Genomic DNA, 16,498 nt, shown 5'->3' on the forward strand with positions numbered 1-16,498 from the left:
CGTTTAGGGTGGAATCATGAGGGTGCTGGTCGTGGAGGACGATCCCGGCATGTCCCGCATGCTGATCCGCGGACTGCGCCGCGAGGGCTACGCCGTCGACGCCGCGGGCAACGGCCAGGACGCGCTGTGGAGCGTCACGGAGAACGACTACGACGCCGTCGTGCTCGACGCGATGATCCCCGCGCCCGACGGGTTCGAGGTGTGCCGGCGGATGCGCGCGGCGGGCCGCTGGGCACCGGTGCTCATGCTCACCGCGCGCAACGCCGTGACCGACCGCGTCCGCGGACTGGACTCGGGCGCCGACGACTACCTCACCAAACCGTTCGCGTTGTCGGAGCTGTACGCCCGGCTGCGGGCGCTGACCCGCCGCGACCCGCACGAGCGGCCGGCCGTGCTCGAGGTCGGGGATCTCATCCTGGACCCGGTCAGCCACGTGGTGCGGCGCGGCGAGTCGGCGATCACGCTGTCGCCGAAGGAGTTCGCACTGCTGCACGAGTTCATGCGGCGGCCCGGCGAGGTGCTCAGCCGCACCCATCTGATCGAGCACGTCTGGGACTTCGCCTACGACGGCGGCTCGAACGTGGTCGACGTGTACGTCCGCTACCTGCGGGACAAGGTGGACCGGCCGTTCGGCCGCGACACCATCCAGACCGTGCGCGGCGCCGGCTACCGCCTCGATCCCGCGGTCTGAGCTCTTCTTGACCGGCCCCGGCTTGTACAGGAGCTTCGCCATGCCCGAAATCAATCGGCACCCCTTGGTGGGCCCGCCGCCGAAGCCCGCGCGCGCTCCCGCCCCGCCGTCCAAGCCGCCGCGGCCGCCGCAATGGCGCGGCTGGTGGTTCGTGCTCGCCCTCCTGCTCTTCGCGCTGTTCTTCTTCGGCCCCGCCATAGGGACGGCGATCACGACCGAGAGCCTGCCGTACAGCACGATGCTCGCCAAAGTGGATGGCCACCAGGTCGCGACCGTGGCCGTCGGCAGCGACGGCGCCGTCACCGGCACACTCACGAACGGCCGGCGCTTCACCACCCAGGCGCCGACCTGGGCGCTCACGACCGGCGACCTGTCCTCGCACCTGGAGGCGGCCAAGGTGGGGGTGTCGGCGTACCAGCAGACCGACACCCTCTACCAGCTGGTCGTCTCGATGCTCCCGACGCTGCTGCTCCTCGGCGGCTTCTGGTGGCTCGGGCGGCGGGCACAGAGCCTGAGCGGGGGCATGAGCGGTCTGCTGCGTACGAAGGCGCGCGTCGCCGACGCCGAGCGGCCGGACACCCGTTTCTCCGACGTCGCCGGGTAGGAAGGCGTGAAGCAGGAGATCATGGAGGTCGTCGACTACCTGCAGAACCCGGGACGTTACCTGCTGGCGGGGGCACGCGGCCCCCGGGGCGTGCTGCTGATGGGCCCGCCCGGCACCGGCAAGACGCTGCTGGCCCGCGCGGTGGCCGGCGAGGCCCGCGTGCCGTTCTACGCGGTGACCGGCAGCAGCTTCGTGGAGCTGTTCGTGGGGCTGGGCGCCTCGCGGGTGCGCGAGCTGTTCGCCGAGGCCCGGCGGAGCGCCCCGTCGATCATCTTCATCGACGAGATCGACGCGATCGGCGCCCGCCGTACCATCGCCGGGGTGGGCGGGCACGACGAGCGCGAGCAGACGCTCAACCAGCTGCTGGCGGAAATGGACGGGTTCGCGGGCGACAGCTCGGTCGTCGTGCTGGCCAACACCAACCGCCCGGAGGCACTCGACCCGGCGCTGCTGCGTCCCGGCCGGTTCGACCGGGAGATCCATGTGCCGCTGCCCACCCTGGCCGACCGCACCCGCATCCTGGCCGTGCACACCCGCGGCAAGCGGCTGGGCCTGGACGTGGACCTGTCGGTCGTAGCGCGGGCCACGCCCGGATTCAGCGGTGCCGACCTGGCCAATCTGGTCAACGAGGCCGCGCTGCGCGCCGCCCGTGGCGATCGCGCGGAGATCCGGGCGGCCGACTTCGACGACGCCCGCGACCGGCTCGTCCTCGGCCGCCGCGACGAGAGCATCGCCCTGCTGCCGGAGGAGCGCGAGCGGGTGGCGGTCCATGAGAGCGGCCACGCCCTCGTCGCCGCGCTCTCCCCCACCGCCGACCCCGTCTCCAAGATCACTATCTTGCCGTCAGGCATGGCACTCGGCGCCACCCACCAGATTCCCGAGGACGAGCGGCGCCTGTACACCGAGCAGCACCTGCACGACTCCCTCGCCGTCCGCCTCGGCGGGCGTGCGGCGGAGCTGCTGGTCTTCGGCGAGGCCTCGACGGGCGCGGCGAGCGACCTGGTCGGCGCGACCCAGCTGGCCGTACGCATGGTCCGCGAGTACGGCCTGTCCCCCGAGCTGGGCCCGGTCGCCTATCCGCCTGACCTGTCCGACCGCCCTTACGCGGAGGCCACCCAGCGGATCGTGGACCGCGAGGTCGCCCGCTTCGTGCGCTTGGCCGAGCAGTACGCGCTCGACCTGCTCAGCACCCACCGGGACGCGCTGCACGACCTGGTCGAGCGGCTGCTGGCGGAGGAAACGCTGGACGGGCACGTCGTGTACGACATCGCGGGCCCGTCCGGGCCCACGGTGCACACGGCGGCGTCGGCCTCTTACAAGCGGACCTCGTAGACCACGTTGAACGGAGTCTCCGCGGCCCGCCGGAACCGGGAGAAACCCGCCTCCGCGATCAGTTCGCGCATCGCCGCCTCGCCGGCCTGCGCGCCCAGCGCGTAGCCGCCCGGCTGAGACAGAGCGTTGGGCACGCAGAGGAACGTGGAGCCGCTGTAGTACAGGCGTCCCACCGGATTGAAGTTCTCCTCCACCGTGTCGGAGGCGTTCGGCTCCACCAGCAGCCACGTGCCGTCCGGAGCCAGCGCCTCCCGCACCCGGCGTGCGGCCGCGAGCGGGTCGCCCATGTCGTGCAGGCAGTCGAACATGGTCACCAGGTCGTAGCCCGTCCCGGTGAAGGTCTGCGCCGTGGCCACCTCGAAGCTCACCCGGTCGCTGAGCCCGGCCTCCGCGGCCTTCTTGCGTGCCAGCGCGATCGAATCGGCGTGGTAGTCCGAGCCGGCGACCGTGACCCGCGGGTACGCCTCTGCCAGCAGCAGCGACGACGAGCCGAGACCACAGCCGAGGTCGGCCACGCGGCCCCCGGCGGTGAGCTTCTCGTCGACCCCGTCCAACGCCGGGATCCAGTGCGGGATCAGCTCGGCCGCATAGCCGGGCCGGAAGAACGCGTCACATCCGACGAAGACGTCCTCGTGGTGCTCGTGCCAGCCGAAGCCTTCACCGGTGCGGAACGCCTCGGTGATCCGCGGTTCGGCACGCAACATTCCCAGCGCGATCAGGAACGCGGCCGGCAGGTTGGGGCCGTTCGGGTCGGCCAGGCAGTACGCCTGCTCCTCGGTCAGCGAGAAGCGGCCGGTCTTGGGCTCGTAAGCGACATACCCGCCGGCGGCCTGGCCGCGCAGCCACTCGGTGAGGTAACGCCGGTGGCAACCGGTGCGCTCGGCGAACTCCTCGGGCGTCGCGGGACCCTCCGCGAGCGCCCGATAGAGACCGAGCCGCTGGCCGATCACGACGGAGCCGGCGGCTTCCGTCGCCGCCAGGTCGGCCACGAACCGGCCCAGAAACTCGTTCACCTTCTCCTGGTCCATAGCCGGTCTCCTTTCCCGAGGGACCGGCTCCTACCGGTGTCTCTCAGCAAAGACTCGGCCGTGGCCTTTCACGGCGCTCACACGGAGGACGGCCTCGCTGTCGCGGTGGTGCGGCATCAGGTGCGTACGCCGGCCAGTTCCCTGTCCGCCTCCTCTTGGACGCTGTCGAGGTCGTCGGCGATCTCGGCGCCCGCCACCGCGTCCGGCAGATCGTCCTCCATCCGCCGCAACGGCCGGTACCACAGGCCCAAGGCGCCCCACACCACCAAGAGCGCGCCCGTCACGGCGAGCAGCAGTCCGACGCCCCGGCCGGGGCCGACGCCGACGAGGTCCCCGACGACTGTGCCGTCCAGCGCCCCGCCCGGCTCCAGCAGCGGGCCGAACAGGTCGGACAGCAGGGGCGCGGTGAGGAAGGCCAGCGGCGTCATGGACACCGCCAGCATCTGGTTGGTGGCCAGCACCCGGCCCTGCAGTTCCAGTCCCACCTTGAGCTGGATGAGCGACAACCAGTGCGTGTTCAGGATGCTGAGGAACAACCACGACAGGAGGCCGCCGAAGGCCGCCAGGGCGACCGACGGGCGCAGGCCGATCAGCAGGATGCCGAAGCCGAAGCCGCTGACGAAGCCGACCATCCCGATCGCCCGCCGCTCCGTGCCGCCCCAGAACACCATGACCAGCGCCCCGAGCACCGCGCCCAGTCCCTGGGCCGCGGTCACCGTGCCGACGGCCGCGACGTCGCCGAACGACAGCACGGTGGGCACGGTGATCGCCAGGGCCAGCATGCCGAGGTAGTTCTCCACCACGAAGAACCCAATCATGATCATCAGCGGCCGCCGCCGGATGAGGAACCGCCAGCCGCCGGCCATGGCTTGCGTGAACGTCTCCTCCAACCGGCGGAACAGCCGATCGGGGAAGCGCACCAGCAGCAGCGTCGACAGGCCGAGGACGAAGGTGGCGATGTTCACCGCCGCCACCCCGTGCACCCCGATCATGGTGATCAGCGCCGCCCCGGCCAGCGGGGCTATGAGCATGCCGAGGCCGGTGCCGAGGTTCGCGACCGCGTTGGCCTGCATGAGGTACGGCTTGGGCACGAGCTGGGCCACCGCCGCCAGGTACGCGGGCCGGTGGAAGGCCGTCACCAGCGACAACACACCGGAGATGGCGCCGACCTGCCAGACCTCGAGCCGCCCGGCGACCAGCAGGGCCACCAGCGCGGCCGTCGCCACGGCCGACACCGCGTCGCAGGCCAGCATCACCAGCCGGCGGTCCACCCGGTCCGCCACCGCCCCGCCGAGCGGGGAGGCCAGCAGCGACGGCAGGGTGGCCAGCATCGAAACCAGCGCGTAGTCCGACACCCGGCCGCTCTCCTGGTAGGCCCACACGCCCAGGGCGAACGAGGTCAGCGCGCTGCCCAGCAGCGACGCGGTCTGACCGACCGCCACGGTGTAGAAACGGCGCAGGTCACTGCGGGCGCGCTCGCCGACCACCTCCACGTCGGCGACCGGCTCGGGCAGCCGGCCCGCCGCCCAGTCGGCGAGATGGCCGTCGATCAGCTCGGCCAGTCGCGGCGCCTGGTGCTTGAGGAAGTAATGGCCCGCGCGCGGGATCGTGGCCAGCTCCACGCGCTCGGCGAAGGCGCCCCACTCGCGGTATCGCTCCTGGTAGAGCTCGGTGGAGCGGTCGCGTTCGCCGATCACGCACAGCACCGGGGCGGCGAGCTTGCGCGCGCCCGCGGCGGCCAGCTCGCCGCTGAACCACGCCTGCGCCTCCTCCACGTCGTGCCGCAGGCCACGCAGCATGATCGCGGTGTCGCCGGTGTCCTCGTCAAGGGCGCCGAGCGTACGCAGGAAGTCGCGTTGCGACCGGTCGGAGGACCACCTGTTGGCCGGGAACCTCCGGTTCCACCAGGCGGAGATCCGGCCGGGCAGCCGGGCTTCCGGGAAGCTGCCGCCGACGAACAACCCGGCGACGGGCACGCCCGACTCCTCCAGGCGCAGCGCCAGCTCGGTGGTGGCGGCCGAGCCCACGCAGTGGCCGTACAGGGCCACCGGCCCGGTGCTCAGGGTGGACAGCTCGGCCACGACCCGGTCGGTCAGCTCCGGCAGCGTGAGCATCGGCTCGTCGGGCCGGGCAGGGTCGTGTCCGGGCAGTTCGACGGCCAGGACGGCGGTGCCGGGATGGCGGGCCGCCAACTCGATGGCGAGCGGCCCGTAGGCGGCGGCCGAGCCGCCGCCGTACGGCACGCACAGCACGGTACGACTCGCCGTCGCGGGACCGGCGAGCCGGTGCAGCAGCCCTGGCTCGGCGCCGTTGCCGGAATCGAGATGGGCGGCCAGCTCGCGGATCGTCGGCCGGGTGAACAGGTCGATCACGCGCAGCGCCGGATCGATCTCCCTGACCGCGCGTACCGCCATGAACGAGTCGCCGCCGAGGGCGAAGAAGTCGTCGTCGACGCCCAGGTCATCGGTGCCGAGCACGCTCGCCCAGACCGCGGCGATCCGCACCTCGGCAGGCGTGCTCGGCGGGACCCGGTCGGCCGCGGCGGCCGCCTCCGGCATGGGCAGCGCCGCCCGGTCGACCTTGCCGAGCGGCGTGAGCGGCAGGGTGTCCAGGACGACGATGGCCGGCGGCACCATGTACTCGGGCAGCCGCTCCCGCAGCCCGGCGCGAACCGCCGCGAGGTCGACGGTGGCGGGCGCGATCCACGCGGCGAGACGGCGGTTGTGCGCCTCCCCGATCGGCAGCACCGCCGCCTCCAGCACGCCCGGCTGGTCGTGCAGCGCGCTCTTGACCTCGCCCAGCTCCACCCGGAACCCGCGGATCTTCACCTGGTCGTCGACCCGTCCCAGGAACTCGACCATGCCGTCGGCGTTGAGCCGTACCCGGTCGCCGGTCCGGTAGCAGCGGGTGGTGCCGGTGACCGGGTCGGGCACGAAACGCTCGGCGGTCAGGTCGTCGCGGCCGAGATAGCCGCGAGCCAGGCTGGGGCCGCCGATCCACAGGTCGCCCGGCACGCCGGCGGGCAGCGGGCGGCCGGCCGGGTCGACGACGTAGCAGTCCACGTTCGCCAGCGGCCGGCCCAGCGGGACGTTCGCGGAATCCGTGGGGGTCTGCGGTGCGACGCAGCTCAGCACCGACACCGTGGTCTCCGTGGGGCCGCAGTGGATCTGCAGCTCCAGGCCGGGACGGGCGGCCCTGACCCGCTCGGCCAGCTCCCATGAGGTCGCCTCGCCCGCGAGGATGAGCAGCTCGGCCGGCAACATGCGGGCCAGTTCGCCGTGCGCCGCCAGCAGCTCCAGATGGCTGGGCACCATCTTGATCACGTCGATCGGATGGGCGGCGAGGTAGGCGGTGTAGGCGTCGGGGTCGGTGGCGGTCTCCTGGTCCACCAGGTGCACGGTGGCGCCGCTCAGGAGCGCGCCGAACAGGCAGGTCATCACCAGGTCCGAGGCCATCGTGGAGACCACGCCCCAGGAGGCGTACGGGCCGCCGGAGCTCGCGTCGAGGCGCTCGGCCACCGCACGCAGGTAGTGCAGGACGGCCCGGTGCTCCACCGCCGCGCCCTTCGGCCGCCCGGTGGAGCCGGACGTGAACAGCACATGGGCCAGGTGGTCCGGCGCGACGGACACGCCCGGCGCGGTCTCCGGCAGGTCCTCGGCCAGCACGTCCTCCAGGACCAGCGCGCCGGGCAGCCGCCCGGCCAGCGCCCGCTCGGCCAGCACCAGGCGCGCTCCGCAGGACACCATGTACGCCAGCCGGTCGTCCGGGTAGGCCGGTTCGAGCGGCATGTACGCGGCCCCCGCCTTGAGCACGCCCAGGATCGCGGGAACCAGGGGCCCGTGCCGTTCGGCGAGGATGCCCACCACGTCGTCGGCTTCGACACCGGCCGCCACCAGCCGGTGCGCGATCCGGTTGGCCTGCCGCTCGACCTCCGCGTACGTCATCGTGCCGTTGGGGTCGGCGACGACGACGGCCTCGGGGGTGCGGGCCGCCCAGTCCTCGAACCAGGCGTGCAGCGGCCTGGACAGGTCGAAGTCCCGGCGCGGCCCGGCGATCAGCGGGCCGGTGACCGGCTCCAAGGGCACCGCACCCACCGGGGCGTCGAGGTCGGCGAGCATGCCGTCCAGCAGCGTCACGTACCAGCCGGCCATCCGCCGCGCCGTGCCCGCGTCGAACAGGTCGGCGCGGTAGGCCAGCGAGCCCTCGTAACCGTCGCCGGCGTTGGACAGCGCCAGGTTGAGGTCGTACTTGACCCTCCGCAGCGGCGGCTCGAACACCTCCGCCTCCAGCCCCGGGAAGCGCGGCGGCTCCGGCCGGGTGTCCAGGACGTTCAGCACCGCCTGGAAGACCGGCGTGGTGGCCAGGTTGCGGTCCGGGTGCAGCACCTCCACCACGCGCTCGAACTGCGTCTCCCGATGCGCGAACGCCTCCAGCGCGATATCGCGGGCCCGGGTGAGCAGCTCGCGGCCGGTCGGGTCGCCCGTCCGGTCGCCCCGCATGACCAGCGTGTTGACGAAGCAGCCCAGCATCTTCTCGGTGTCGGGATGCAGGCGGCCCGCCTCCAGGACGCCCACCGGCACATCGTCAGTCCCCGAGACGCGGCCGAGCAGCTCCTGCCAGGCCGCCAGCAGCACCATGAACGGCGTGCCCCCGATTCCGGCGGCCGCCGCCCGCACCCGGGCCGCCAGGTCGGGACCGATGCTGACGGGCACCTCGCCTCCGGCCCAGTCGGCGACGGCTGGGCGCGGGCGGTCGGCCGGCAGGTCGAGCACCGGTTCGAGACCGGCCAGCCGCTCGGTCCACCAGGTCACGTCGCCGGTCGGCTGCCCGGTGAGCCACTGCGCATAGTCGCCGTAGTGCACACGCGGCTCGGGCGGGCGCTCGCCCAGGCCGAGCCCGGCGGTGTAGAGCGCCGCCAGCTCGGCGATCGCGACCTCCCTGGACCAGGCGTCGAAGGCGATGTGGTGCACGGTCAGCAGCAGAACGTGCTCGTCGTCGTCCAGCCGGTAGAGCACGGCCCTGGCCGGCGGCTCGGCGTCCAGTGCGAACGGCCGGTACGCCTCCCGTTCCAGCCGCTCCGGGTCGTCCAGGTCCGCCACGGTGATCGGCACCCGGTCGGCGCCGACCACGACGGCGCGGTCCTGGTCGACGAGCGTGCGCAGCACCTCGTGCCGCTCGACCAGCTCCCGTACGGCGGCCAGCAGCGCGGCCGTGTCCAGCGGGCCGCGCAACCGGACCGCCGTCGGCACGTTGTACGCGCCCCGGTCGCCCGGCTCGGCGAGCTGGTCCAGGAACCACAGCCGCGCCTGCGCGGGCGACGGCGGCGCAGGCGTGCCCTCCGCCCTGGCAGGGATGCCTGGCACGGTACGGGCCGCGGCCCGGCGAGCGGCGGCCAGCCGCACCGCCAGCCGGTCCTTCAGGCTCTCCTGCGTCTCCGTCATCGCCCGGCCTCCAGCTCCGCCACCAGCAGCTCCTCAACCGCCGAGGCGAACGCCGCCAGCACCGGCCGCTCGAACAACAACCGCACCGGCACCTCCATGGCCAGCGCTTCCTTGAGGCGGCCGGCGACCAGCATGGCCGCCAGCGAATGGCCGCCCAGCGCGAAGAAGTCGTCGTCCACGCCGACCGCGTCCAGGGCGAGCACCGCCTGCCAGACCTCGGCGACGAGCAGCTCGGCGTCGCTGCCCGGCGGGACCAGGGTGCGGGTGGCCGCCCGGTCCGGTTTGGGCAGCGCACCCCTGTCGACCTTGCCCGAGGAGGTGGTGGGCAGCGTGTCGAGCGTCATCCACTGGCGCGGAATCATGTAGTCGGGCAACCGCTCCCGCAGCGCGGCCTCCACCCCGCCGACGTCGGTCGTCCCGCCGATCAGGTAGCCGACGAGGTGCTCGTCATGTACGGCGACCACCGCGTCCGGCACCCTTTCCCGCAGCGCCGCCTCGATCTCGCCCAGCTCGATCCGGTGACCGCGGATCTTCACCTGCTGGTCGCGGCGGCCGAGGAAGTCGAGCGTGCCGTCCGAGCGCCAGCGGGCCAGGTCACCGGTGCGGTAGCGGCGCTCACCCGGAGCCGGCGGATCGCCGGCGAACGCGGCCGAGGGGAGACCACGGTAGCCCCGGGCCACGCCAACGCCGCCGATCCACAGCTCGCCCGGGACGCCCGGCGGGACGAGGCGGCCCGCCTGGTCCAGCACGTAAGCCCGCTCACCGGGCAGCGGCCCGCCGATGGACACGCTGTCACCGACGGGGACGCCGATCCTCGTCATGGTGGAGTAGATGGTCGTCTCGGTCGGCCCGTAAGAGTTCCACAGTTCACCGACCCTGAGCAGCATCTCGCCGGCCAGGGCCGGATCGAGGACCTCGCCGATGCTGACCACGCGTACCCGGTCGCCGCCCGCCCAGCCGGCCGCGACCAGCATGCGCAGCGTGGTCGGGGTGGCGGTGAGCAGCGTGACGCCGGAGTCGTCGATGCGCCGTGCCACCGCGTGGCCGTCGACGGCCGAGGCACGGTCGAGCAGTTCGAGCCGGAGCCCGTTGCACAGGCTGACCCACAGGTCGAAGCCGAAGACGTCGAAGGAGAACGGGGTGAGGCCGAGCATCACGTCGTCGTCGCGGACGCCGGGCATGACCCGCATCGCCGCCACGAACGCGGCCAGGTTGGCGTGGGTGACCTCGACGCCCTTGGGGCGGCCGGTCGAGCCGGAGGTGTAGAGCACGTAGGCCAGAGCGTCCGGTGTGGTGGCGGGCGGCGCGTCCCCCATGGGCAGCCCGGCGAGGTCGGTGAGGTCCAGTACCGTCGCGCCGGTGGATGCGGCCAGCTCGCGCGCCACCTGGACGGTGTCGTCCGCGGCGAGCACGACCGTGGCGCCGGAGTCGGCGAGCTGGTGCCGCAGCCGCTCGGCCGGGTGGTCCGGTTCGAGTGGCACGTAGGCCGCACCGGCCCTGGCCACGCCGACGAGTGCGGCGGGCAGCCGCCTGTCACGCGGCAGGCACACGGCCACGACCTGGTCTCCCTCGGGGGCGGCCGGGCCGGTTCGGAGGGCGGCGGCGATGCGGGCCGAGGCCGACGCCAGCTCGGCGTAGGTCAGCTCCCCCGCCCCGTCCGCCACGGCCACCCGCTCCGGGTGCCGTTCCGCCTGCTCCAGCACCTCATGGACGACGGTCTCCGAGCCCAGCTCGGGGAGCGGCGCCCCGCTGCCCCAGGCCAGCAGCGTGGCCCGCTCCTCGGCGGTGACCAGCTCGAACGCCGACAGAGGCAGGTCAGGACCGGTCACGGCGGCTTCGAGCAGCCGCATCAGCCGATCGGCGAAGCCCCCGGCCTCCTCCCGGGTGAAGAGGTCGACGTCGTACTCGACCTGAATCTCGACACCCTCCACCGTCGTGTTCACGAACACCGTGTACGGCGCCTGCGCCCCGCCGCCGCTCAGCTCACCGAGCAGCTCCACGGTGAGCCCGTCGCGCTCCAGCCGCACCGGCACGGCAGGCGGCTGGTACGACAGCACGACAGGGGTGAGCATCGTGCCCCGTGGACGCTCGATCCCGGAGACGGCCAGCCGTTCCCCGGGCGCGAGGCCGATGTGATCGAGCGACCGGGTCGTGGCGGCCGCCGACTGCACGATGGCTCGTCGTACGGACAAGTCGCCGTCGAGGCGGAGCCGTACGGGGAGCACGTCGACGAGCGGGCCGACGAGACCCTCCAGCTCAGGGTGGGCACGGTCGGCGACGGCCGCGCCGAGCAGCACGTCGGGCCGGTCGGTCTGGGCCGCCACCAGCAGCCCGAGCACGGTGAAGTAGACCGCGAACGGGGTCGTGCCCGTCGCCGCGGCCAGCTCGGCCGCCCTGGCCGCCGTCCCCGCCTGCACCTTGTGCACCAGCCGGGTGCCGCGGAAGCGGCTGGGCCCGCTCGGCGTGCGCGTCGACAGATCGTACGGCGGCGCGGCCCCGGCCAGTTCCTCGGCCCAGAACGCCCGCAGTCGTTCCATCCTGTCCGGATCGCCCGCGAGCTCCTGTTCGAGCAGGGCCACGTCGCCGACCTGGACGGGTTGCTCGGCGACGGTTCCGGTGAGCGCCGCCATGAGCGTGGCGTTGGACCAGCCGTCGTAGGCGGTGTGGTCGGTGACGACGATCAGCTCGGCCGTCCGCTCGTCGTGCCAGAGCAGGGCGGCGCGCAGCAGCGGGACGTCGGCGGACAGGTCGAAGCCGTGGACCGCGAGCCGCTCGGCCAGGCCGGCGGGCTCCGGCGTGTACGCGTGCTCCTCCAGCGGGACCGGCGCCGGCGGCCGCAGCTCGGCGACCGGTTCGCCGTCCCCGCCGAGCACGGTGACGGTGCGCAGCACCTCGTGTTCGCGAACGAGCGCATCCAGGGCGGCCTGGACGGGTTCGGCCGAGTCGAGGCCGGTGAGGCGCAGGCGGAAGGCGAGGGTGGTGGCGTTGCGCGTGTGGCTGACCTCGCGTAACAGCCACATGCCGTACTGGGCTGAGGTGAGCGGATACCGGTCCCTGCCGGGGTGACGGGTCAGCCGGGGAGCGGGGGACCCCGGGGCCTCCGCCTTGGCGGCCACCACGAGCGGGGCGAGCTCGGCGATCGTCGGCCTGCCGAGGAACGTGGTGAGTGCCATCCGCGCGCCCAGCTCCCGTTCGATGACCGCGCAGATCCGGGCGGCGGCCAGCGACTCGCCGCCGAGGTCGATGAAATGGTGGTGGATGCCGACCTGCTCGACGCCGAGCACCGCGCCGACGATCTCGGCGAGCCGCCGCTCGGTGTCGTTGCGCGGCGCGACGTAGGCGCCCAGCTCAGGGGCGAATTCCAGCGACGGCAGCGCGGCCCGGTCGATCTTCCCCGTGGGGCCGAGCGGGATGCGCTCCATGAGGGCGATGCGGGACGGCACCATGTAGTCGGGCAGCCGCTCGCGCATCCACTGCCGCAGCTCCGCCTCGCCGACGCCCGCCTCGGCCGGTTCCACGTAGGCGACCAGGCGGCGTACCTCCCGGGCATCGTTCTGGGTCAGCACGACCGCGTGGTTCACGCCGGGATGCCGGGTCAGGGTGCCCTGCACCTCCCCCAGCTCGACCCGGAACCCGGCCACCTTGACCTGGTCGTCGTTGCGGCCCGCGTAGGAGCAGATCCCGTTCTCGCGGCGGACGAGGTCGCCGGTGCGGTAGTGGCGCACGCCCTCGTCGTCGGTCACGAACCGTTCCGCGGTCAGCGCCGGCCGGTTCAGATACCCGCGGCCGACCAGCGGCCCCGCCACCCACAGCTCGCCGATCTCACCGTCGGCCAGCGGCCGCCCGCCGGCGTCGCGCACGCTGAGCACGGAACCGGCGTAGGCCGAGCCGATCGGCGGTTCGCCCTCCTCGTCGCGGAGCACCTCGTGGGAGGTGCAGGTGACCGTGCATTCCGTCGGTCCGTATACGTTTACAACGCGGCGTACGCCGGGGTTGGCGTAGATGCGATCCGCCAGCGCCCGGGTGAGCGGCTCGCCGCCGGCGATCACCGTACGGACACCGGCCGGGAGCGGCTCGCCGAGCAGCGCCACCAGCGCGGAGGGCGCGCCGTACACGGTGGTCACCTCATCGCGGGCCGGCAGCGCGGACAGGGCCAGCAGGTTGTCGGCGACGATCACGGTCCCGCCGCAGAGCAGCGGCAGGAACATCTGCGTCACCGAGGGATCGAAGCACACCGACGTGGCGAACAGCATGCCGCCCAGCTCGTCCGGGTACCGCGTCGCCTCGTAGCGCAGCAGCGCCATGACGTTGCGGTGCTCGACGACCACGCCCTTGGGGCGGCCGGTCGAGCCGGACGTGTAGATCACGTACGCGGCATCCGCGGGGCCGCCGTCCACCTGCTCGATGGACTCGGCACCATCGCCGGCCACGGACTCGACGAACAGGGCTTCGGCGCCGGACGCTCGCAGCACCGCCTCCTGCCTCCGGGCCACGACCTCAGAGGTGATCAGCTGGGCCATGCCCGCGTCCTCGGCGATGAACTCCAGCCGATCGGCCGGATAGGCCGGATCGAGCGGCACATAGGCCGCCCCCGCCCGCCACACCCCCAGCAGCGCCGCGATCAGCGAGTCGTCCCTGTCCAGGCACACGCCCACCGAGTCGCCGGGTCCCGTGCCACGACGACGTAACTCGCCGGCGATCCGCTCGGCGCGGGTGTAGAGCTCCGCGTAGGTGACGCGGGTCCGGCCTGCCACTACGGCGATGCGATCAGGGGTACGCCGCACCTGCTCCGCTATGGCTTGGTGAACGCGATCGGTTTCCAGGATGCCAGCCACGAAGGATCTCCCCGTTCAGCTCCGATTGATGGCGGCAAGGCTCGCATGATCGCGCGGATGACGTGACTTTGTCAGATACCGTTACCATAACAATGATCATGACAATGAGTGACCTGTCATGTCGTTCCGGTAGTGTCCGCCATCGCCGCTCCCCCTCCCGTCCGCCCGCCCGGCCGCAGGCAGCGCTGCCCACACGCGACCAGTCGGTTATCGGCGAGCACGATCTGGGGCGGCTCGTCGACCAGGCGCGGCGGGCCGAGGAACTGGGGCTTGCTGACGCACCAGCTCGCCACCCTCGACCGTTTATCGGAGGGGCGGCTGATCGCAGGCATGGGCGGCGGATTCCCTAACCCGGCCACCGAGGCCCAGTTCGCAGCGGTCGCCATCGGCTTCGCCCGCCGCATCGGCCGCATGGAAGAGTCGATCGACGTCATGCGGCGACTCTGGTCAGGGCAGACCGTGTCCCACACCGGCGAGCACTTCACCTTCACGGATGTGCGGATCGAGCCCTCGCCCCACCGTCCAGGCGGCCCGCCCCGTCCCGTCACCCCCGCCCTGTACGCGACGCTCTGCCTGGACGAGGATCCGGAGAAGGCACGTCAGCGCCTGCGGAAGAGCATCGAGCGTTACTACAACGCGCCGCTCGAGTTCGTCGCCTCGATCCAGGCCATGTTCGCCGGCACTCCTCGCCAGGCCGCCGACTGGTTGACCCGCTACGCCGTGGCCGGAGCCCGCCACCTCCGCCCTCACCGAGGCCGGCGCGGAACTCGGTCCGGCGGTCCTGGAGCTGGCCCGATGGGGCCTGAAGTGGGCGATGGGCGAACGACGCGAGACCGAGACGTTCCACCCAGGCTGGGCGGTGCTGGGCCTTCGGGCCTGCTTCGACGCCGAGGCCGCCGCCGGGCTCCGCGCGATGTACGAGTTCCGCATCGACGACGAGGTCTTCCACACCGGATCGGCGACGGGACGATCGAGGCACTCCACGGACCGGCCCAGCACCCGGACGCGACCATCACCCTCAGCGAGGAGACGTTCCTCGGCCTGACCAGCCAGAGGCTCACACTGACGGAGGCGGTGGACAGCGGCGCCGCATCGACATCCGGCGACAGCGAAGCCCTCAGCAGACTCAACGGCCTGTTCCGCTTGCCGCCTCCACGTTCCAGGCCCGTGGCGCGGGCTATCACCATGAGGTCGGAAGCGGGGTCCACAGCCGATCGACGGGCATGACGAAGAGCCTGTCATCGTGCCGGAAGGACTGTTGACCGAGATTGAGAAGAACCCCGCCCACGAAGGCACTGCCGAGCCGATCTCTGAGCAGGCGGAGGCCGCGGAAGTCGGCCTCCTCGATCGAGGATTTCGCCTTGACCTCGACGCCGATCACCTCGCCTTCGCTCGATTCGATGACCAGGTCGACCTCTCGCTGATCGCGGGTTCGGAAGTGGGCGAACTCCACCACGGACTCGGCCCAACCCGCTTGCTTGATCAACTCATTGACCACGAAGGTCTCGACCACCTTGCCGAACTCGGTCAGCGTCGCAGGGTCACGTCGGTTGAGCTTGCGTTGGCTGATACCGAGCAGGTGAGCGGCGAGCCCACTGTCAATGAGGTGGATCTTCGGCGATCTCCCTACCTTGCCGCTCAGCGTCCGGCCGTAGGAGTCGAGCCGATGCGCGAGGAACACCGCCTCCAGCAGCGTGATGTAGTCACCCACCAGGCGCTGATCGATTCCTACATGCTGCGCGATGTCGGCGGCGTTGACGACGCTCGCCGTGCGCGCCGCGAGGTGACGCAGGACAAGCGGCAGGATGTGACGCTGCCTGACCTTCCTGATCTCCAGTACGTCGCGGTCGATCACCATGTCCACGAAATCCTTGAACCAGGGACCGCGTTCGGCATCCGTCAGGTCCAGCACCATAGGGAACCCGCCCATGAGAATCATGCGCTCATAATCGGCACGCGTGGTCTTGGAGGGGATCGCCGTGACCAAGCTGCCGGGGTCAGCGAACATCGCGTCGATGAACGTCTCTCGATGCCCTGTGAGCTCGCCCTGCGACAGCGGCCAGAGGGTCATGATGTGCGCGCGGCCCGTGAGCGCCTGCCCGAGCCGCGGAAGTGCGCTGTAGCGGGTCGAGCCGGTGAGGATGTATCGACCGGGTCGCAGATCGACGTTGAGCTCCGCCTTGATGGCGGAGAGGATCTCCGGCACGTGCTGAAACTCGTCGATGCAGACCGGTTCCAGCGGACCGGCGGCGTAATGAGTGGGGTCTTCGGCGACCTGCCGTCGTACCGGCGGGCTGTCCAGGTCGATGACCGGGACCTGGTGTTTGCGAGCGCACGTATTGAGCAGTGTGCTCTTCCCGATCGTGCGGGGGCCGGTGAGCACGATGACCGGCCGAGTGGCCAGCCGCTGGCGGATCACGTCGATCAGATGCCGCCGGATGAGTGCGTCGTGATCCATCACGCCCCCTCATGTAATGATCGTCCGCCAGTTTATATCAGAACTGTCCCCTTCTATAGGCGGGAATTGTCCAGACTAAAATGTCAGGATTGTCCACCACGGTGGCGAT

At 71.9% G+C, this 16,498-nt stretch carries 8 protein-coding genes; 4 read left to right on the forward strand and 4 right to left on the reverse strand.

The annotated features are described in order from the left end of the window. Positions 1 to 16 precede the first annotated feature (16 nt). Genes ACTWQA_RS00705 through ftsH form a run of 3 tightly spaced genes read left to right on the forward strand, consistent with a single transcriptional unit; the run spans position 17 to position 2,627 of the window. A complete protein-coding gene (locus ACTWQA_RS00705) occupies positions 17 to 691 on the forward strand; it encodes a response regulator transcription factor (RefSeq protein WP_443157361.1) in 675 nt (224 codons plus the stop codon). Positions 692 to 731: 40 nt separating this feature from the next. Beyond that, positions 732 to 1,295, forward strand: coding sequence for an ATP-dependent metallopeptidase FtsH/Yme1/Tma family protein (locus tag ACTWQA_RS00710; protein WP_443157362.1), 564 nt, complete (start codon positions 732 to 734; stop codon positions 1,293 to 1,295). 6 nt (positions 1,296 to 1,301) lie between these two features. Further along, complete coding sequence (ftsH, locus tag ACTWQA_RS00715) at positions 1,302 to 2,627, forward strand: ATP-dependent zinc metalloprotease FtsH (protein ID WP_443157363.1); 1,326 nt, start codon at positions 1,302 to 1,304, stop codon at positions 2,625 to 2,627. On the opposite strand, the gene ACTWQA_RS00720 is transcribed toward ftsH, so the two are convergent. From ACTWQA_RS00720 to ACTWQA_RS00730, 3 genes are all read right to left on the reverse strand, one after another. Next, positions 2,609 to 3,655 (reverse strand): class I SAM-dependent methyltransferase, encoded by a 1,047-nt coding sequence (locus ACTWQA_RS00720; protein WP_443157364.1) that lies wholly within the window; start codon positions 3,653 to 3,655, stop codon positions 2,609 to 2,611. The genes ftsH and ACTWQA_RS00720 overlap by 19 nt on opposite strands. A gap of 116 nt (positions 3,656 to 3,771) precedes the next feature. After that, the gene (locus ACTWQA_RS00725; protein ID WP_443157365.1) at positions 3,772 to 9,096 is read right to left on the reverse strand and encodes an amino acid adenylation domain-containing protein; all 5,325 of its coding nucleotides are present in this window, start codon (positions 9,094 to 9,096) and stop codon (positions 3,772 to 3,774) included. Beyond that, positions 9,093 to 13,931, reverse strand: a complete 4,839-nt coding sequence (locus tag ACTWQA_RS00730) for an amino acid adenylation domain-containing protein (RefSeq protein ID WP_443157366.1) — start codon at positions 13,929 to 13,931, stop codon at positions 9,093 to 9,095. The genes ACTWQA_RS00725 and ACTWQA_RS00730 overlap by 4 nt, the downstream gene beginning before the upstream one ends. A gap of 270 nt (positions 13,932 to 14,201) precedes the next feature. Between ACTWQA_RS00730 and ACTWQA_RS00735 the strand changes: the two genes are divergently transcribed. Then, on the forward strand, positions 14,202 to 15,158 hold the full coding sequence (locus ACTWQA_RS00735) for an LLM class flavin-dependent oxidoreductase (protein WP_443157367.1): 957 nt from the start codon (positions 14,202 to 14,204) through the stop codon (positions 15,156 to 15,158). On the opposite strand, the gene ACTWQA_RS00740 is transcribed toward ACTWQA_RS00735, so the two are convergent. Continuing rightward, positions 15,112 to 16,389, reverse strand: a complete 1,278-nt coding sequence (locus ACTWQA_RS00740; protein WP_443157368.1) for an ATP-binding protein — start codon at positions 16,387 to 16,389, stop codon at positions 15,112 to 15,114. The genes ACTWQA_RS00735 and ACTWQA_RS00740 overlap by 47 nt on opposite strands. Between the last annotated feature and the right edge of the window lie 109 nt (positions 16,390 to 16,498).

The organism is Nonomuraea sp. 10N515B (assembly GCF_052245915.1).
Lineage (GTDB): Bacteria > Actinomycetota > Actinomycetes > Streptosporangiales > Streptosporangiaceae > Nonomuraea.